This window comes from Streptomyces sp. UF-297 (genome assembly GCF_058245575.1).
Genome location: NZ_JBSIBZ010000066.1, coordinates 22,325 through 38,460, shown reverse-complemented (window position 1 = coordinate 38,460; position 16,136 = coordinate 22,325). Strand labels below are relative to the sequence as shown.

Here is a 16,136-nt window from a genome sequence, read left to right as displayed (position 1 = left end):
GGCGTGCGGCAGCGCCCCCTGACGTGCGGAACCTGCGGCCTGGCCCCGAACCCGACCATCCGCGTCATCCTGGGGCCTGGCCGCAGCAGGAAGGGAGCACTGCTGCCGACAGGTTGGCCTTTCCGCCCTAATCCGGCCTTGAGCGCGGCTGGTTCGCAACCGCCGCGTCGTCGTTCGCGTCGTACATCTCGTCGATCAGCGTTGCGAACGCTCTCACGACGGCGTCGCGTTTCTTCTTGCCGTTCGCGCTCCACTCGCCGCGCTCGAACTCCAAGGGACGCGGCAGAACGCGGAAGTTCTTGAGCTGCTCTGCACGCGCGAGATCCGCGTTGACTCGATCGACCTCCGTCTCAGGCGTTCGGCCGGCACCTCTGCCGACTGGGCGTCTGCGGTTGTGCTCGGCTCGAGCAGGACGGTGAGGTAATTACGCGCCTCGCCGACGACGATCGCTCCGTTGATCAGCAGGCTCTCCCGCCTCCGTACGGCCGAGCCGGAGCCCGTCGAGCGGGCCGCGCCCGACCACGGCGTGACCGTACAGCGAGGCCACGGCTACACCCTGTGCGACAGCGGCGCGCCCGCGGTCCACCGCCAACTCCTCGCCCGCTGCCAACCCCTCGACAGCGCCCAGAGCATCCCGGCGGTCCCGGCACAGCGCAAGGTCCGTCGCGAGTACGAGAACTGCGTCAACATCCTCCTTGGGCCTGTCCTCGACGTCGGCTGCTGACCCGGGGCGGTGACCGCATACCTCGTCGAACGCGGGCTCGATGTGTCCGGCGTCGATATCTCTCCCCGCATGATCGAGAACGCGCGCCGTCTTCATCCGCACTGTCGCTTCAGCGTCGCCTCCGCCACCGGCCTTGACCTCAACCTTGGCGAAGCGTCCCTTGACGGCGTGCTCGGGTGGTGGTCACTGTTCAACCTCCCCCGTGACGTCCTCCCTCAGGTCCTCGCCCTGTTCGCACGCGCGTTGAAGCCGGGCGGGCACTTCATCACCGCGACACACGTAGGCGACGAGGACGTGGTGTGCACCGAGGCATACGGGGACGTACCCGTTCGCTGGACGACACGCAAATGGCGGCCGGAACAACTCGTGGGTCTGATTGAGCAGGCCGGCCTGCACCCAGTCGCCGAACTCCGGCTTCCTCCGGAGGAGTACAGCGGGCCGGGTCTAGTCGTCATGGCCAGGCGTCCCGGCTGACGATCAGGCGTCGGAAGCGGCACAGGGTCTCCTGCCGGGACCCGTGTGCGGTCAGGCGCGTGCGACGGCGGCCGGAGCCAGGCGGCACCTGTCGCACACCGTGGTCAGCCAGGTGCCGTGCGAGTCGCCGCGGAAGCGGAGACGGCCGGGGGATCCGCAGATCTCGCAGGTGTGCTCGGAAGCAGTCTCGGCCGCGTCCGTCAGGGTCGCCGCCCGGTCAGCGAATTCTCCGTCGAATTCGCCGTGTCCGTCGAAGCGGTCGGCCACGGCGATGCGCAGGCCACCGAGGGCGGTGCCGAAGTGCTCGATCCGGTAGGAGGGATCGAGCGCCAGAAGGTCACGGTGCAGTTGGTTGAGCAGCGCGGTCCAGCCCGGCCCGACGGTGGGGATCCAGGCAGGGAGCTGGCGTACGTCGTCGGCAGAGATGTCCTGGTCCGTCATGACGCCCATGGTGGACCCAGGGTCTGACAATCGTGCCAGGCGGCCGGGATGGGCAAGGTGTGCAGCGGGCGGTCAGGTGCCCGGCTGTGTGCCGTTCCCGCGCAGGTGGGCCAGCTGGCGCTGGTAGAGAGGGCCTGCGTAGTAGGCGGCGTGGGCGGGGTTGGGGGCGCTGGTCTCGATGAGGTGGTGGGCCGCCGCCTTGAGGGCGGCCATGATCGGTCTGCTGATCCCGGTCGTGGGTCTGGGCGTCGCGCCCGCACTGCTGGGGTTCGCCGGGCAGGCACAGCGGCAGGTCGGGGCCGACCTTGTTGGCCGCTTCGACGGATGTACTGGGCGATCAGGTTCCACTGTTCTTCGGCCCGCTGGGCGGCCTGGTCCTGTCTGCCCAGCCAGGCGGTGAAGTCGTCCCCGTGATCGTCCATGTCCCGTCCCCTTGCCGGTCGGTGGTGCCCGGCCGATCGTCGTAGCACCGGTCACGCGGCAGGGGCCGTTCCCGGCGGGTCGCAGTGGCCGACGGAGGACGGGCACGGCGAGCACGGCCCACACATCGGCAGGAACTGCGGCGGCGTGCACGCCTGGACCCCGTCGCCGTGGACGGCCGCGATGCCGACGCGGGCCCGGGCCAGGACGGGGCCGTTCCAGATCTGGGCCAGTGGCGTCGTGCGCACGCTGCCGACGGTGATGAAACGGGACAGGACACACGGCCAGACGCTGCCGTCGGGGCCGGTGGTGTCCGCGCCACGGAACCTGTAAGGGATGGCCGTGCACGGCACCATGCGGGGCACGCTCAACGGATTCCGGCACGCGGCCGTTCTGCTGTCCAGCGAGGGCATCGAGGTATAGGAGTTCCTGGACGACGCCGGCCCGTCCGTTGCCGCACTACTGGTGTCCTTCCCGGTCATCGCCGATGAGGTCGACCGTGGTGAGTACGCAACACCGTACGGAGAATTCCAGCACCACCGACCCCCGGTCGAAGACCTGGCCCGCGAGAGCGGGGCCCGGAACATCGACGTCGAATTCCCCGGCTACACCCTCGGCCTGGTGAACAAGGCCGTGGAAGACGGCCATGCCGATGACAGCCACTCGCGCCTGATCGAGCACTTCAGGAAGCAGTGAGGCTGTGTCTGATCCTGGGTGGGAGGGCAGCCGTTCTGGGGTATTCCGTCACCAGTTAATGTGGTTTCTCGACGATCACGGGCAGATAGGGATGGTGGCAGTTCATGGGGTCGAAGGCGTCGTTGCTCGCGTTTGCGCGGGAGACTCCTCGTGCGGGCCTGCGTCCCGGCCTGGCAGCTGATGAGGTGGATGCCCGGCTGCTGGTCGACGAGGTGCTGACGCCGGGCGTCTTGGAACCGGCTGGCTCTCTGATGCTGGATGAGGTGGTCTGGCCGGAGCCCGGGATGGTCTGCGCCGGGCGATTCGCCGACGTGGACGTCCTCGCGTCGCGGGACCTGAGCCGTGACCGCCCCAGCGAACTGGCCGAGTATGTCTCTCGTTCCGTCCGTCCGCGGGCCTACGCGGTGGCCATGGACAGCGCGGCGGACTGGCTGGGGTTCGCCCTGTGGGAGGACGGCACCCTCGTGCGGAGCCTGAGCCTGTCGCCGGATAAGGGTGTCATCGAGCAGATCGGTGAGCCGCTCCCGCTGGAGCAGGACTTCTGGGCCGGACGGCACGCCGTCGAGCATGCGCCCGATTATCCTCTGCCCTTCCACCCGCTGGATCTGGGCAACGAAGTGCTGCGGGTCTTGTTCGGGTTCGTCCTCGAGGGCCGCGAAGATGCCGGCTGCTTCGACCCCGAGGACGTCACGCTGGCCGGGTTCCGGAGCGCTGATCAGGAAGCCCGGCCGGCGGAACTGTGAGGCGCAGCGATGCGTATGGTCCGGGCCAAGTAGACCCTGGTTTGCATCGCGAGTTATGCCGCTTGCCGGGCCAGGTAGTGGGGGCGACGTCGCGCCGTTTGGCCGGGCGGCGGGTGCGGCGGATCAGACGGCGGGGCGGCGCGTCTCACGGCAGGCTGACGTGTGCAGGCCAGAGGGCACCTGCGATGGTCGGAGTCAGCTGCAATGGCGTCCGAAATCACCTGCATACGATCGTGAGTTGGCTGAGCAGTGGTGGGCGGCCTGAGGTGTGATGCCCTCGGGCCACCGGGCCTTCTCATTCGTCGCGCAGGGATTGCCACGTCTGTTGCGGGTCGGCTCTCTGGAGGTAGCGGAAATAGAACTTCACGCCCCCGTCCGTGCCCGCCAGAGAGGACAGCGCCAGGCCCGGATCGACCACCATCCTCGTCTCCTCGATCGAGCCTGCGATGACAGCAAGCGCGACACTCCCCCTGCCCACCACGCAAGACTTCTCGCTGTCCGCCGGGCCGCCGTACAGCACCCAGGTAGCCCCTCCCTCCACGGAGGCCAGGCTGTAGCGGTCGCGGCCGTGGGTAATGGTGCCGAGGGCTTCGCCGACGGTGGCGTCCCCGCGTACGGTATGAGTCACGCGAATCATGTGGAACGGAGGGAACTCATCATCCCCTGCATGGACCCTGTCACGGTCGATGTGCAGCATGATCCCGTTCTCTGTCATCGGATGGCTCCATTCAATTTCTTGCCCGGACAACGAAGTTAGTCGCTGCAGATTAAAGGAACACGTTCGGCTAACTCACTGAAGGGTTTCCGCACCTGCCCCGGACCTTCCCTGCTAGTGAATGCGGCGGCAGACGCCAGGGTGAACGGAATGGTTCGCTGTCCCAGGCACCTTGGGACGACAGAGGACGGCCGCATGAGGGCGACCGCGTGACGATGACTTCGCGGGCTCGCTCCTTCGGCAAGGCTGCAGCCAGCCATGCAGCGCACCGTCCTTCGTATCCTTCTGCCCTGCTCGATGCGCTCGGAACTCGCCGTCCGTCCCTTAAAGTCCCCGCGCGTCGCGGCTATCGGGGCCGGCACCGGACTGGCGACCGCCCTCCTTCACGCCGGCGTGCGCCCGCCATTGCTGTGAGCCCGGCCTTGTAATGACCCCCAGCTCCGCCTGGGACTGCCCGACGTTCCCCTCGTACTCGGAGACGGCAACAGCCTGCCGCTTGCTGGAGATTTCCCAAGTCCGGCTCCGTTCCTGCCTCCAGGCGAGTGGCGCTTGCCGCAGTGGCCCGTGCGTCGCCACAACTGCGCGTGCCTGAGCCCCTAGACCGGGGGGATGACCACACATCCTCTGTCTCGTCGTACCTTCGCCTCGTCCGCCGCCTTGGCAGCGATGGGCACTTCGGCTGTCGGTCTGCCGTCCGCCGCGGCCCAGGAGAAACGTTCTGCCGCGGGATTCGCACCCCGCCAGGTGTGCGAGGGGGTGGCCCGATCCCTGCTGGTCCTGGACAGCAACGACCGGCCGCTGACCCCGCTTTACCAAAGCGTCCTGCTGGGCCGGGGGCTGCCGCGCACCGGCGGGCGCCCCAAGAAGGTGCTGGTCGTGGGGGCCGGGCCGGCCGGGCTGAGCGCCGCCTATCTGCTCAAACAGGCCGGCCACGAGGTCACCGTGCTCGAGGCCAACGGCAACCGGGCCGGCGGGCGGATCAAGACGTTCCGCACCGGCGGCCACGAGAAGGCCCGGCAGCCGTTCGCCGATCCGCAGCAGTACGCCGAAGCCGGTGCGATGCGCATTCCCGACAGCCACCCCTTGGTCACCGGGCTCATCGACCAACTCGGCCTCAAACGCCGCCGGTTCCACCTCGTCGACGTGGACCACCATTCCCAACCGGCCGCCCGCACGTGGCTGTACGTCAACGGCGTCCGCATGCGGCGCTCCGACTACGTCAAGAATCCGCGTGCGGTGAACCGTTCCTTCGGTGTCCCGCAGCGCTTGTGGGACGTCCCCTCCGCGCAGATCCTCGGCAAGGTCCTGGACCCGGTCCGCGACGAGTTCTCCGTCAAGGGCCCCGACGGGCTGCGCGTCGACAAGCCCCTGCCCGAGTGCCTGGCGGGGTGGACCCGCGTGGTGGAGCAGTTCGGCGAGTGGTCGATGTACCGCTTCCTGTCCGAGCACGCACGCCTCGACCCGAACACGATCGACCTGCTCGGCACCTTGGAGAATCTCACCTCGCGCCTGCCGCTCGCCTTCCTGCACAGCTTCATGGGCTCCGCCCTCATCCACCCCCGCACCCGCTTCTACGAGATCGACGGCGGTACCGCCCACCTGGCCGACGCCCTGCTGGCCCGGGTACGCGACCTGGTCCGCTTCAACCGCCGCGCCACCCGCATCGCCCACGGCACCCAGGCCCCCGCCGGCGCGGGCGTGTGGATCGACACGGTCTCCGAAATCGGCCACGGCCTGGTGGAACGCGAGGAGTTCACCGCCGACGCCGCGATCATCACTGTGCCCTTCTCGGGGCTGCGCCAGCTGCCCGTCACCCCGCACCTGTCGTACGGAAAACGGCGCGCGATCACCGAACTGCACTACGACGCCGCCACCAAGGTCCTCCTGGAATTCTCCCGCCGCTGGTGGGAGTGGACCGAGGCGGAGTGGAAGCGCGAACTCGACACCATCCGCCCCGGGCTGTACCAGACCTACCGCACCGGCAAGGCACCAACCGACGGCTCCCTGCTGGGCGCCCACCCCTCCGTGCCCGAAGGCTGGCTCAACGATGCCCAGCGCGCCCAGTACGCCGCCCGCCGCTCCACCCTGCGTGACCAGCCCGAAGCGACCGCAGCCATCGGCGGCGGCTCGGTCTCCGACAACCCCAACCGGTTCATGTTCCACCCCTCCCACCCCGTGCCCGGCAGCCCGGGCGGAGTCATCCTGGCCTCCTACAGCTGGGCCGACGACGCCCTGCGCTGGGACTGCCTCGACGACGACGCCCGCTGTCCGCATGCCCTGCGCGGCCTGCAGGACGTCTACGGCCAGCGCATCGAGGTCTTCTACACGGGGGCCGGCCGCACCCAGAGCTGGATGCGCGACCCCTACGCCTATGGCGAAGCCGCCGTCCTCCTGCCCGGCCAGCACACCGAACTCTTCCCGCACGTCGCCACCCCCGAAGGCCCTCTCCATTTCGCGGGCGACCACACCTCACTCAAACCCGCCTGGATCGAAGGCGCCCTCGAATCCGCCGTACGCGCCGCCCTCGAAGTCCACGGATCCAGATGAGGGATCCCCGTAACTGGAGCCCAGCCAAGTAACTGTCCGGGTTCTGTCGTAGCGGGGGCCACGCCTCGTCACGCTTTCAACCTGTTGGTCAGCAGTTGCAGCGCGTTGCGCTCCTGGGCGTCGCCGGGGGCCGGACGTTCGCCCCGGCTCCCGCGCTTCTTGCACATGGGATGCGGGACGAAACGGCGCACTCGGCCGACTCATGGGCTCAAGCACAGCATGACCATCTACGACGGCCAACGCAGTCCACACAGGTCGGAGACTTCGACCGGATTGGGCTGACTGTCAAGGACAGTTCCGCTGTGCTTGAGCGCTGGAGGCGGCCCGTTGAGCGTTGTGGTTGGCCCGGCAGGGAAGCGTGACACTCGGCGCGAGGCCCATGATCCTTCGCTCAGCCGGTCGGTGGGGGCTCCTCGCCGAAGACCCAGGGCGCCAGTACGACCAGCCAGCCGTCCGGGTCCTCGAAGAGGACGGCGCCGTGTTCCGGCCAGTAGGGGTTCGCGGCGGGAACGGGGCTGTGCCCGTGCTCGGCGAGCCGTCGGGCGGCGACGGCGACGGCTTCGGGGCCGCGGAGGTAGAGCACGAGCTGGTTCTCCGGGTGCGGCTCGGGGATGCGGGGTGGGTCGCCATGCTGCAGGAGCTCCATGTGCACCGGGGTGCCTGGCAGGCCCAGGACGACGCCGTCGTAGCCGTGCTGGCCGCGCCATCCGGCGAGTACCGGCAAGCCGAGGACGTCGCGGTAGAAGACCAAGACGTCGTCGTACTTCGCGGTGGGCCGGGCGAAGCGGACCGCCCCTACGTTGAGGTGGCTGGGCCAGGAGTGAGACATAGGGCGATGCTGGCACGCGCCGGCCAGGGGCCGGATCGGGCTGTGGCCCTACGACCGGAGACCGGCGCTGCGTTACCGAGCCGTCGCCCCCCGTGCGGGACAGTCGTCGATGGACGTCGCTGCCGCCCTGCGGCCTCGTGCCACTGAGGTGCCAACTGTGCAGATCAAGCGGCATGCTCACCGCCATGCCAGGCCAACCACGACGCTCAATGGGCCCACTCCAGCGCTCCGTCTCATCCGCCGATTCCGTACCCGTGCTGTACGGCCTGCTGTACGGTCGGTGTCATGTCGAAATCAGTGACGATCCGGGTCGATGACCAGCTGTACGAACTGCTCAAGGAACGCGCTGAAGCCGAGAGCACCACGGTGACCGCGCTCATTACGCAGGCCGCGCACGACGCGGTCCGCGATCCCCGCCTCGAGAGCGCTGCGGAGGTTTTCCGCTCGTTCATCGCCGACCACGCCGACGCATTCGATGAAGCGTTCCCCCAGGACACCCCCGCACAGCTGGACACGCCGGGACGGGCCGCCTGACCATGGAGCTCTACATCGACATCCGCTGGCTCCTGGAACGCCAGGCGGAAGTCCTGCCCAAACACCCCACGGTCCACGACTTCTCGGCCCTGGTGGCCGCCGTCGGCCGGCACCGCGTCAACACCCCCAGGGTCGGCGCCATCGTCGACAACGCGTGGCGGGCCGCCGCCCTGATGCACTCGACGATCCGGCTGCGCCCGCTCCCGGCCCGCAACGCGCTCTTCGGCGCTGCAATCGTCGTCGCGTACATGAACGCCGCGGGCGAGGGCCTCGATGCACCGTACGGCGCGCTGATCGACCTTGCCCGGGACATCGACGCCGGACACACGGACACCTACGACGCGGCCGACCGCATTCGTTCCTGGCGGATCTGACCCGCTACCGGTCGGCCGCGAGGGGAAGCCCCGCATGGCCGGCGCGCTGAGTCCGCTCGGCGACTGCTCGGCCCCGGAGGGTGGTGTCGATGCCCGGCCGCGGCACGTGACAAACGGCCGGTGGCCGACGGGTTCCGTCGGCACCAGAACTGTTGCCGTTACGCGTGGCATGGGCGATGCCCCGGGCCATCATCCGCTGCCATGCCACATTTTCCGTTTGGTCCCACCAGCCAGCCGCCCCACGCCCGGTACCCGTCGTGCCCATGGCCAAGCCCCTGGCGCCTGTGCCGGACCGGCCCCGTTGCCTTGCACCGAAGGCCGTTGTCTTTCACCGCCCCATGGAGAGCGGGGCGGTGGGGGAGGGACTGGGCAAGGACAGGCATCCCGTGCCGGCGGGCGCGAAGATCCTGGGGGCGTGCCCGACCGGTTGTGGCGTCGTCCACCGGCTCCACTGAGGGGCGGGATGGGGTACACGCCCTGAGGGATGTGGGGGTGGTTCAGGCCGGGTCGAGGTGGTACTGACCGGCTGTGTAGTCGGCGAGCAGGGTGTACTCGATGGTGGTTGTGTCGGTGCCGCTGTCTTTTTCCACCGGTTCCAGGTTCACCAGGGCGTACTCGGAGTATCCGGTGAAGTCGCCCGGTTCATCGGCGACACCGATGTGCAGTGGCGTGTCATCGGGCAGACCAGCCAGCGCCTGACGCAGTCGGCCTGCCGTCCAGACCTGCGGAGCATGATCGAAGATGTCGGACATGGCGCCGAGCGTATTGCTGTTCTTGGGAAGGCAGTCGGTACCACGCCGATGTGCCGACGGTGAGTCGTCGGCTCCCCGGCCGTGGGTGGCGGCCCCGTGCGTGCGGGCGGGCCTGCTGAGTTGTATTCAGGCGCCTGGGGCGTGGGCGGCTGGCCTGCAGAACCGCACCGTGGGCCTGTCCGGAGCTTGGCGTCGGCTCGTACTGACTTCCTGACGAGCGGCTCGTTCCGGCAAAGGCGTTTCGTACCCCGGATTTAGGAGAGCTGCGTCATTGCCACCCACTCGCCTGCACGAGTTGGTTCCTGGCCTGGGACGTTGCACGGGGACGAGCCGTTCCAGATCGAACATCGACCCGACGCGGTTACGGTGTAGGCCAACGGCAATCGCTTCCACCCCAGCAATAGGGACGGTGGCGAAATCTAAGCATTCGACGACGATTGCCCTGCCCGGGAGCCCGCCTGCGGGAGGAGTTCTTTCGCTGGTGTGTCAGCGATTTACGGCCTATCGCGAACGGCTGACGAGCTTGCGATGCCTGAGCGCAGTGAGCTCAGGCATCGCGCAGGTCCGGGGTGGATATACGGGGAAACCGCCGGTTAACGAGGCCGATCATTTGTGACGCGGCGGTAGTGCATAAGCAGCCTTGGGACCCCTGGGCCCGCATGCTGAGGTGCCGCCTATTCGGTGTGCGGTGTCTGCGACTGACTACTGGCTTTCTCCGGTAACGGTGGTCCAGCGCGGGTCGATGCGACCCAGCCATGCGTCTTGATCGTCGGCCAGTGGTTGCCTCAGAGGAAGTGGGAGAAACCGGCAGGCGAAGGTGAGACCGGCGTCGTCTCCGTCGCCGTGGACGTGGTGCTCCCATGCATCGGGGGTGTCTGCGGGTGCCTGGAGGTAGAGGAAGCTGGTTCGTCGTGGCTGTCCCGTTTCGGGGTGAGGCTTGTCCTCCACGGCGAGCTGCCGGACCACTGTTGCTGTCCGCAGACCGGTCTCCTCGGCGACCTCTCGAAGAACCGCTTCCTCCGGTTCTTCGCCGGATATGACTCCTCCCGCAGGAACCTGGGTACCGGCCTCCGGCATGCCGATGTGGTCAAACACCAGCAGCTCGGGGACGGCGCGATGCCGGATCACGTACGCAGCGACATGGATTCTGGGTTGGATCATCCCGGCATTGTCCGCCATGATCTGGGGCTTCGCGCAACGCAGTTCTCAGCAGGGGGCTCGGGCCGCTTCCGAGTGAGAACGAGTTGCGCGAACCCCACCGGGCGCTCATGTGACCTCACTTGGACAAGGGACACTGGTGAGAATCGCTCATGGCGGATTCGGCGAGCCGGGCAAGAACGTCGTCGACCTCGACCTGATCAAGTCCCAGTTCGGGCACCTGCTGAGGGTGGCTGTCTCGGTGGGCGAGGGCGTCTTCTCCTCCACCCTGCTGCTGCGGCGCCTGCGCGCGAGCTCGCGCAAGAACGCCACCTACACCGCCTTCCGCGAGGTCGGCCACGTCATCCGCACCGTCCAACTGCTGCGCCACCTTGCCGATGCCCCGCTGAGGCGGCGGGCGATCGCCGCGCCGAACAAGGTCGAGGCGTGCAACGGCTCTCCCAACGGACCGGCTTCGGCAACGGCATCACCTACAACGACCCCGTCGAGCAGGAGAAGACGGCGAAATTCAAGGGCCTGGTCGACGCCCGGGGCGGTCACGATCGCAACAGGACGCGGGTGCGGAGGAGTTGGAAGCAGCCGCGGCCGTACATCTGCCGCTTGATCGTCTCGTCTCACGCGATTGATGGGACCTTCGATGACGTCGGAGCTGTCGGTGAGGCTAAGGCTGGCGGTGACGGCGTCGGGGTCCTGGCTCAGGAAGCCCGCGAGACCGGGTCCCTCTGAGGCTCGTGGATCGGCTGGCCTGCTGGTGGTTGGGGGCTCTTTGATGAGGCCGGCCGCCGGGTCGTGCAGGGGTGTCCGAGGAGCGTGGCCGTCAAGGCTGCTCGGCGGGGAGCGTGTGAATGGAGTGCGGTGGCCAGGTAGGCCGTTGCCTGGCTGATGGCTGCCTCGGCTGCGTGAGTGGGGCGCAGGGCGTTGAGTACGACGAAGTCGTGGATGATGCCGGTGTAGCGGACGGCAGTGACGGGGACGCCCGCGGTGCGGAGTTTGGCGGCGTAGGCCTCGCCTTCGTCGCGCAGGACGTCGGCCTCGGCGGTGATGATGAGTGCGGGTGGCAGGCCGGTGAGCTGTTCGGTGGTGGCCCGCAGGGGCGAGGCAGTGAGCTGCGCCCGCTCCGTCTCGTCGCTGGTGTACTGGTTCCAGAACCATTGCATGGCGTCGCGGCGCAGGCCGTATCCCTCGGCGAACCGGTGGTAGGAGGGGGTGTCGAAGGCCGCATCGGTGACCGGGTAGAAGAGCACCTGGGCCGTGAGGTGGATGCCGCCGCGCTGCTTGGCCATCAGGGTGAGGGCCGCTGCCATGTTGCCGCCGGCGGAGTCGCCCGCGACCGCGATCCGGGCCGCGTCAAGGTCCTTGGAGGCGCCGTTGTCGACGATCCACTGGGCGGCGGTGTAGCCCTGCTCAAGGGCGACCGGGTAGCGGTGCTCGGGGGAGGGGCTGTACTCCGGGAAAACGACGGCGGCCCGTGCACCGGTGGCGAGTTCGCGCACCAGCCGGTCATGGGTGCGGGCGTTGCCGAAGACCCAGCCACCGCCATGAAGGTAGAGGATTACGGGCAGTGCTCCGGCGGTCCCGGCAGGGCGGACGATACGGAGGTCCACCGTTCCGGTGGGCCCGCCCCTGACGGTGATCCATTCCTCGTCGACTGCCGGCTGCGCGATGGTTCCGGCCTGTCTCTCCTCCGTGAACTGACGGCCCTGGGCCAGGGGCATCTGGAAGCAGAAGGGCGGATCCGTGTCGTCGGCGAGGGCCTGAGCCAGCGGTTCCAGGGTGGGACGGGCGGGGCAGTCGGTCATGGCGGGCTTCCTTGTCCGGGGCGGGCGTGGCCCCGCCGCTCGTGTGACGACAACGCCCTGCACGTCGACCGGGCAGGGCGGCACCGGGCCGATGCAGGAGCCTCGCTGTCCAGCGCACGAGTGCTGCGGCCTTGTCGCTGGAGCCCCGCGCCACAGCCTCAACTCACCACGGGCCTGCTCCGGTCGCATGCCGGGGACGCCAACCGGGTGGACCCACCGAGCGGATCGGCGCCGTGCGCCGACAGTTCCCGGACGGCTCCTCCTCCGTGAACACGCGCGGCCCTCTCACCACCGCACAAGGGCCGTGCACCACCGCGTACTTCACTTACTTCACTTCCTGCCTTCAGATTGACGAGTCGTTCGCCGATGTCGAACTCAAGCGGGGGCGACGTGCGCACGAAACACGGGGAGACAGGGGAGATACGGGGCATGTTGCGGGAACCGGCGGGCATCGGCAGGCAGGATGGCGTCGAGGGCAGGCGGACGGCGGGAGGCCGCAGCCTGTGGGCGGCCACGGCGGGCAGCGCGGTCGAGACGTTCGACTGGACCATCTACGCGCTGCTGGTCCCGTACTTCTCCGGCCAGCTGGTCGCGCCCGGCGCGGCGGGGACGCTGGTTTCCTACACCGGATTCGCCGTGGGCTTCCTGGCCAGACCGCTGGGCAGCGTACTGCTCGGCCGGTTCGGCGACCGCCGGGGCCGCCGGGCGGCCATGCTGCTGTCCATGACGGTGGTGGCGGTCGGCAGCTTCGCCCTTGCGGCCCTGCCCACCGCCGACGACTTCGGCGCGGGCTCTGTGGTGCTCCTGGTGCTGGTGCGCATTGTCCAGGGCCTGGCCGTGGGCGCCGAGAATTCCACCGTCGCCGCGTACGTGAGCGAGACGGCTCCGCCGGGGCGCCGGATGCTCTACAGCGGCATCTCCTACGGCGGCGCGATCCTCGGCACGGTGCTGTGCTACCTGGGGCTGGCGGTCCTGCTCGCCCACTTCGGGCCGCAGGAACTGCGCGAGGGCGGCTGGCGCGTCGGATTCGCCGTGGGCGGGCTGCTCGGTCTCACCGTCGTCCTGATCCGCCGCTGGGCGGCGGAATCACCGGAATTCCTGGCCTGCGCCTGCGCCTGCTCCGGCCGCCAGGACGGTGACGGACAGGGCTCCCCTTCCCGGCGCCTCGTCAGGCGCAACGCCATGGCCGTCTTCCTCATGACGGCCGGCCTCACCTCCGGCTACTACCTCACCATCACCTACCTGCCGGAATACGTACGGCACACCGGAGGACCGGCCGACGCACGGGGCACCGCAGCGATGGTCGCGCCGCTGCTGATGCTCCTCGCCATGATGGCCGCCGCCGGAGCGCTGGCGGACCGCGTCGGCGCCCGGCCGGTTTTCCGCGTCGGCCTGCTGCTCACCGCGCTGGCCACGGTCCCCGCCTACGCGGCGGTCGGCGCACAGCGCCTTCCTCCGTGGATCGCGGCGGCCCTCGTTCTGGCCTGCCTGGCCGGCCCCCTGGCCACCGCCAACGTCTTCTTCGCCCGTCTCTTCCCCGTACGCATCCGGGTGCTGGCCATGGGCCTGCCCCTGACCCTCTCCATCGCCCTGTTCGGCGGTACCTTTCCTCTCCTGGCCGAAGTCCTGGCCGACGCCGGGCACATCCGCCTCGTCCCCTGGGCCGCGACCGCCGCCGCCACCCTCTCCCTCGCGGCCACCTGCCTGGTACGCGAACCTGCCCAAGCCCACGCCGGCCAGGACCTGACCTCGGCCAACTGAGGCTCTGTCCCGTCACGTCGGCAACGGCCACATCGAGGGTCGGCTCGATTCCCCACCTGGTTGAGCGGTGAGTGATGAGGCCGTGCCCGCGCCCCGGACCGCCTTGGTCAGCCCAGCGCGTCCATCAGGGCGGTGACATAGGCATCCAGCCGCTCCTCCACGAAGCGCGTCGTCAGCTCCGTCCTACCGGCCTCCCGCCATGTCTGTGCCACCAACTGCACTTCTTCCGAGGACGCCAGCGCGTCCCGTATCAGCCAGTACAGCCGCTCGCTCGCGGCGGCGGCCAGCACCCCGCCGGCCTCCTCGTACGCCTCAGCGAACCGCAGAACGTGCCGGCCGAGCCGCGTTCAGTGGCCCGGCACCTCTCACGGGCCGCCGACGCTCCCCGGCGGCAACTCGCCGCTCGGGCCAGGCAGGGCATGGGGAGACGGCCGCCGCATGTGAGTACTTGCGCGGATGGCCCGCTGCCGTAGCGATCAGCAGGATGACGTCATGACTGAACGCGAGGGTGCTCCTCAATTTCCTCTACGGCCTGTTCGCGACCGTCGGGCCGCGGAGAGCGTGATGAAGGCTGTCCTCGTCGTGGCGGCCATAGCGTTTTCGATCCTGCTGCTCTACATGGCCCTCTTCATCGGCGCCTTCGTCATATCCAGCTGATCGTGGCGCCACCCTCTCCCGCTCGCCCTTTCCCGGGCGCGTTTCGGAAGCGGATCAGAACCCGATGCGCAATGACCGTAGTTGGGCTTCGCTCCTACACTGCGGCCGATGAGATCCATGACGATCAAACGTGCCGATGTGCGGGATGCAGAGCGCCTCACCGCACTGATACAGGCGTCTGGCGCCTATCGGGGCGAGTACGCCTCGATCATCTCCGGTCACCTGGTCACGGCCGACTACATCGCCCGTCACCAGGTCTTCGTGGCCATCGATGCGAACAGGCGGCTGCTGGGCTTCTACGCTCTCGTACTGGAGCCGCCGGAGCTGGACCTGGCATTCGTGACGGACGATGCGCAGGGGATGGGCATCGTCCGACGTTTGATGGAGCACATGGTCAACCAGGTCAGGGAAGCCGGCCTGGCCCACGTGCGCGTGGTGGCGCACCCTCCCGCTGAGGAGTTCTACCGGCGCCTGGGAGCCGTACGGGTAGGGACAGTTGCCCCTTCGCCGCCGAAGGTCTTCTGGGAGTGCCCCGAGCTGCGGTTCGCGACCTGACGAGACACATCGGGTCACTCCGTTGCGGCGTAGGCGCGCGAGAACAGGTGGGCGGCACTGATCGCGGCGTCCGGGCGGAGCCAGCGGTCACGTCCACCGAGGGCGCCAGGAACCCGTCGGCGGGCTGCAGTTGGGGAGGGCCGGCACGGACCTGCCGCAGCCGGGGCGCGGTCGAAGAAGGCGTCCCGGAGTTTGAAGCAGTGCTCAGGCAGAAGGCAGGGCCGCTGCGATGCGGCTCCCGAAGCCCAGCGGCGCGCGGGATGCCGATGAATGTTCCGACAGCCCCTGGTGCCGTAATCGACGGATCACGGGCTCGACAGCCGCCCTCTTCCGCGCTGTGTCGTTGTCGCGGTCAACGCCAGGACGTACATTGCCCAAGGGCCGTCCCGAAGGGAAGGCGGAATCTGTGTGCAGAGAGCCGAACGAGGACGACATCCGCCGAGCGTTGGAGTTCGTGGACAACGCCCCGCTGCCTGAGCCGGCCTACTCCGACGACCTCACCGAAGCCGACGTCACGCCGCTGAAGGACTTCCTGTACGCCCGGCTCGGCGAGCTCAAGGCGCGACTTCCCGAGGGCAGCGAGGAGCAGTTCGCCGTCCGCGCCCTGACCAACGCGCTGCTCTCCACCGCTATGCGCCTCACTGAGCAGATCAGCACCTGGCGGCTGACCGTTGCCAACGGCCGCAGTGAGGAGCCGGGACTGGTGCAGAACCTGCGTCAGAACCTGGGGTATGACTTCAACATGTTGGTGTGGGTCTCCCGGTGGTGGCGCGAGCACCCGGACTACGAGCCGCGCTGGCGGCCGCGCCACTATCTCAACGCAGTTCATCGAGCGTCTCTTGAGAAACCCAGCGGAGGCGACACCTCCACCAACGCCACCTGAGGGGTAGAGCCGTGCCGTGCCAGGGGCACCACGATCCGCGCCCGACTCTCCGCCCTGCCGACAACTCTTCTGCC

At 68.7% G+C, this 16,136-nt stretch carries 19 protein-coding genes and 2 pseudogenes; 10 read left to right on the top strand and 11 right to left on the bottom strand.

Features of this window, described 5'->3' with window-relative positions:
* Positions 1-127 precede the first annotated feature (127 nt).
* Complete coding sequence (locus tag AC4IJH_RS30155; RefSeq protein WP_490855077.1) at positions 128-274, bottom strand: hypothetical protein; 147 nt, start codon at positions 272-274, stop codon at positions 128-130.
* Positions 214-447 carry a hypothetical protein gene (locus AC4IJH_RS30150; RefSeq protein ID WP_490855099.1) on the bottom strand — a complete coding sequence of 78 codons (234 nt, stop codon included), beginning with the start codon at positions 445-447 and terminating at the stop codon, positions 214-216. The genes AC4IJH_RS30155 and AC4IJH_RS30150 overlap by 61 nt, the downstream gene beginning before the upstream one ends.
* A gap of 247 nt (positions 448-694) precedes the next feature.
* On the opposite strand from AC4IJH_RS30150, the pseudogene AC4IJH_RS30145 reads away from it, so the two are divergent.
* Positions 695-1,198, top strand: a pseudogene (locus AC4IJH_RS30145) (class I SAM-dependent methyltransferase); the annotation flags it as partial.
* A 51-nt stretch (positions 1,199-1,249) separates the two neighbouring features.
* On the opposite strand, the gene AC4IJH_RS30140 reads toward AC4IJH_RS30145, so the two are convergent.
* The 3 genes from AC4IJH_RS30140 to AC4IJH_RS30130 form a co-directional block, all read right to left on the bottom strand.
* Entirely contained in the window at positions 1,250-1,639 is a 390-nt protein-coding gene (locus AC4IJH_RS30140; RefSeq protein WP_490855076.1) for a hypothetical protein, read from the bottom strand.
* A 72-nt stretch (positions 1,640-1,711) separates the two neighbouring features.
* The gene (locus AC4IJH_RS30135; RefSeq protein ID WP_490855075.1) at positions 1,712-1,852 is read right to left on the bottom strand and encodes a hypothetical protein; all 141 of its coding nucleotides are present in this window, start codon (positions 1,850-1,852) and stop codon (positions 1,712-1,714) included.
* Positions 1,853-2,112: 260 nt separating this feature from the next.
* Positions 2,113-2,415: an SPASM domain-containing protein gene (locus AC4IJH_RS30130; protein ID WP_490855074.1), complete on the bottom strand. Its 303-nt coding sequence runs from the start codon at positions 2,413-2,415 to the stop codon at positions 2,113-2,115.
* 73 nt (positions 2,416-2,488) lie between these two features.
* Here AC4IJH_RS30130 and AC4IJH_RS30125 point away from each other — a divergent pair, with 73 nt between their 5' ends.
* Positions 2,489-2,755 carry an imine reductase family protein gene (locus tag AC4IJH_RS30125; RefSeq protein ID WP_490855098.1) on the top strand — a complete coding sequence of 89 codons (267 nt, stop codon included), beginning with the start codon at positions 2,489-2,491 and terminating at the stop codon, positions 2,753-2,755.
* A 104-nt stretch (positions 2,756-2,859) separates the two neighbouring features.
* Complete coding sequence (locus AC4IJH_RS30120) at positions 2,860-3,498, top strand: DUF6928 family protein (protein ID WP_490855073.1); 639 nt, start codon at positions 2,860-2,862, stop codon at positions 3,496-3,498.
* A gap of 295 nt (positions 3,499-3,793) precedes the next feature.
* On the opposite strand, the gene AC4IJH_RS30115 is transcribed toward AC4IJH_RS30120, so the two are convergent.
* Positions 3,794-4,213: a hypothetical protein gene (locus tag AC4IJH_RS30115; protein ID WP_490855072.1), complete on the bottom strand. Its 420-nt coding sequence runs from the start codon at positions 4,211-4,213 to the stop codon at positions 3,794-3,796.
* A gap of 609 nt (positions 4,214-4,822) precedes the next feature.
* Between AC4IJH_RS30115 and AC4IJH_RS30110 the strand changes: the two genes are divergently transcribed.
* Positions 4,823-6,760, top strand: a complete 1,938-nt coding sequence (locus AC4IJH_RS30110) for a flavin monoamine oxidase family protein (RefSeq protein WP_490855071.1) — start codon at positions 4,823-4,825, stop codon at positions 6,758-6,760.
* A gap of 391 nt (positions 6,761-7,151) precedes the next feature.
* Here AC4IJH_RS30110 and AC4IJH_RS30105 read toward each other — a convergent pair whose 3' ends face one another.
* Positions 7,152-7,589, bottom strand: coding sequence for a VOC family protein (locus AC4IJH_RS30105; protein WP_490855070.1), 438 nt, complete (start codon positions 7,587-7,589; stop codon positions 7,152-7,154).
* A 285-nt stretch (positions 7,590-7,874) separates the two neighbouring features.
* Here AC4IJH_RS30105 and AC4IJH_RS30100 point away from each other — a divergent pair, with 285 nt between their 5' ends.
* A complete protein-coding gene (locus AC4IJH_RS30100; RefSeq protein ID WP_490855069.1) occupies positions 7,875-8,123 on the top strand; it encodes a ribbon-helix-helix protein, CopG family in 249 nt (82 codons plus the stop codon).
* A 2-nt stretch (positions 8,124-8,125) separates the two neighbouring features.
* Positions 8,126-8,497, top strand: coding sequence for a toxin Doc (locus tag AC4IJH_RS30095; RefSeq protein ID WP_490855068.1), 372 nt, complete (start codon positions 8,126-8,128; stop codon positions 8,495-8,497).
* Positions 8,498-8,994: 497 nt separating this feature from the next.
* Here AC4IJH_RS30095 and AC4IJH_RS30090 read toward each other — a convergent pair whose 3' ends face one another.
* On the bottom strand, positions 8,995-9,249 hold the full coding sequence (locus AC4IJH_RS30090; protein ID WP_490855067.1) for a DUF6225 family protein: 255 nt from the start codon (positions 9,247-9,249) through the stop codon (positions 8,995-8,997).
* A 702-nt stretch (positions 9,250-9,951) separates the two neighbouring features.
* Entirely contained in the window at positions 9,952-10,428 is a 477-nt protein-coding gene (locus AC4IJH_RS30085) for an NUDIX hydrolase (RefSeq protein WP_490855066.1), read from the bottom strand.
* A 118-nt stretch (positions 10,429-10,546) separates the two neighbouring features.
* On the opposite strand from AC4IJH_RS30085, the gene AC4IJH_RS30080 reads away from it, so the two are divergent.
* Positions 10,547-11,011 carry a Tn3 family transposase gene (locus AC4IJH_RS30080; RefSeq protein ID WP_490855065.1) on the top strand — a complete coding sequence of 155 codons (465 nt, stop codon included), beginning with the start codon at positions 10,547-10,549 and terminating at the stop codon, positions 11,009-11,011.
* 91 nt (positions 11,012-11,102) lie between these two features.
* Here the strand turns inward: AC4IJH_RS30080 and AC4IJH_RS30075 are convergent, their stop codons facing one another.
* Complete coding sequence (locus AC4IJH_RS30075; RefSeq protein WP_490855064.1) at positions 11,103-12,206, bottom strand: alpha/beta hydrolase; 1,104 nt, start codon at positions 12,204-12,206, stop codon at positions 11,103-11,105.
* 429 nt (positions 12,207-12,635) lie between these two features.
* On the opposite strand from AC4IJH_RS30075, the gene AC4IJH_RS30070 reads away from it, so the two are divergent.
* The gene (locus AC4IJH_RS30070; protein ID WP_490855063.1) at positions 12,636-13,967 is read left to right on the top strand and encodes an MFS transporter; all 1,332 of its coding nucleotides are present in this window, start codon (positions 12,636-12,638) and stop codon (positions 13,965-13,967) included.
* Between the two features lie 107 nt (positions 13,968-14,074).
* Here AC4IJH_RS30070 and AC4IJH_RS30065 read toward each other — a convergent pair.
* Positions 14,075-14,293 (bottom strand): annotated as a pseudogene (locus AC4IJH_RS30065) (aminoglycoside phosphotransferase family protein); the annotation flags it as partial.
* A gap of 439 nt (positions 14,294-14,732) precedes the next feature.
* On the opposite strand from AC4IJH_RS30065, the gene AC4IJH_RS30060 reads away from it, so the two are divergent.
* Positions 14,733-15,179, top strand: a complete 447-nt coding sequence (locus AC4IJH_RS30060; RefSeq protein WP_490855062.1) for a GNAT family N-acetyltransferase — start codon at positions 14,733-14,735, stop codon at positions 15,177-15,179.
* Between the two features lie 406 nt (positions 15,180-15,585).
* A complete protein-coding gene (locus AC4IJH_RS30055) occupies positions 15,586-16,062 on the top strand; it encodes a hypothetical protein (protein ID WP_490855061.1) in 477 nt (158 codons plus the stop codon).
* Positions 16,063-16,136 lie beyond the last annotated feature (74 nt).

Excerpts from the sequence above, each read along its gene's own strand:
- AC4IJH_RS30140 (WP_490855076.1), bottom strand. The coding sequence starts at position 1,639 with ATGACGGACCAGGACATCTCTGCCGACGACGTACGCCAGCTCCCTGCC.
- AC4IJH_RS30135 (WP_490855075.1), bottom strand. The coding sequence starts at position 1,852 with ATGGCCGCCCTCAAGGCGGCGGCCCACCACCTCATCGAGACCAGCGCC.
- AC4IJH_RS30130 (WP_490855074.1), bottom strand. The coding sequence starts at position 2,415 with ATGGTGCCGTGCACGGCCATCCCTTACAGGTTCCGTGGCGCGGACACC.
- AC4IJH_RS30120 (WP_490855073.1), top strand. The coding sequence starts at position 2,860 with ATGGGGTCGAAGGCGTCGTTGCTCGCGTTTGCGCGGGAGACTCCTCGT.
- AC4IJH_RS30115 (WP_490855072.1), bottom strand. The coding sequence starts at position 4,213 with ATGACAGAGAACGGGATCATGCTGCACATCGACCGTGACAGGGTCCAT.
- AC4IJH_RS30110 (WP_490855071.1), top strand. The coding sequence starts at position 4,823 with ATGACCACACATCCTCTGTCTCGTCGTACCTTCGCCTCGTCCGCCGCC.
- AC4IJH_RS30105 (WP_490855070.1), bottom strand. The coding sequence starts at position 7,589 with ATGTCTCACTCCTGGCCCAGCCACCTCAACGTAGGGGCGGTCCGCTTC.
- AC4IJH_RS30100 (WP_490855069.1), top strand. The coding sequence starts at position 7,875 with ATGTCGAAATCAGTGACGATCCGGGTCGATGACCAGCTGTACGAACTG.
- AC4IJH_RS30095 (WP_490855068.1), top strand. The coding sequence starts at position 8,126 with ATGGAGCTCTACATCGACATCCGCTGGCTCCTGGAACGCCAGGCGGAA.
- AC4IJH_RS30090 (WP_490855067.1), bottom strand. The coding sequence starts at position 9,249 with ATGTCCGACATCTTCGATCATGCTCCGCAGGTCTGGACGGCAGGCCGA.
- AC4IJH_RS30085 (WP_490855066.1), bottom strand. The coding sequence starts at position 10,428 with ATGGCGGACAATGCCGGGATGATCCAACCCAGAATCCATGTCGCTGCG.
- AC4IJH_RS30075 (WP_490855064.1), bottom strand. The coding sequence starts at position 12,206 with ATGACCGACTGCCCCGCCCGTCCCACCCTGGAACCGCTGGCTCAGGCC.
- AC4IJH_RS30070 (WP_490855063.1), top strand. The coding sequence starts at position 12,636 with ATGTTGCGGGAACCGGCGGGCATCGGCAGGCAGGATGGCGTCGAGGGC.
- AC4IJH_RS30060 (WP_490855062.1), top strand. The coding sequence starts at position 14,733 with ATGAGATCCATGACGATCAAACGTGCCGATGTGCGGGATGCAGAGCGC.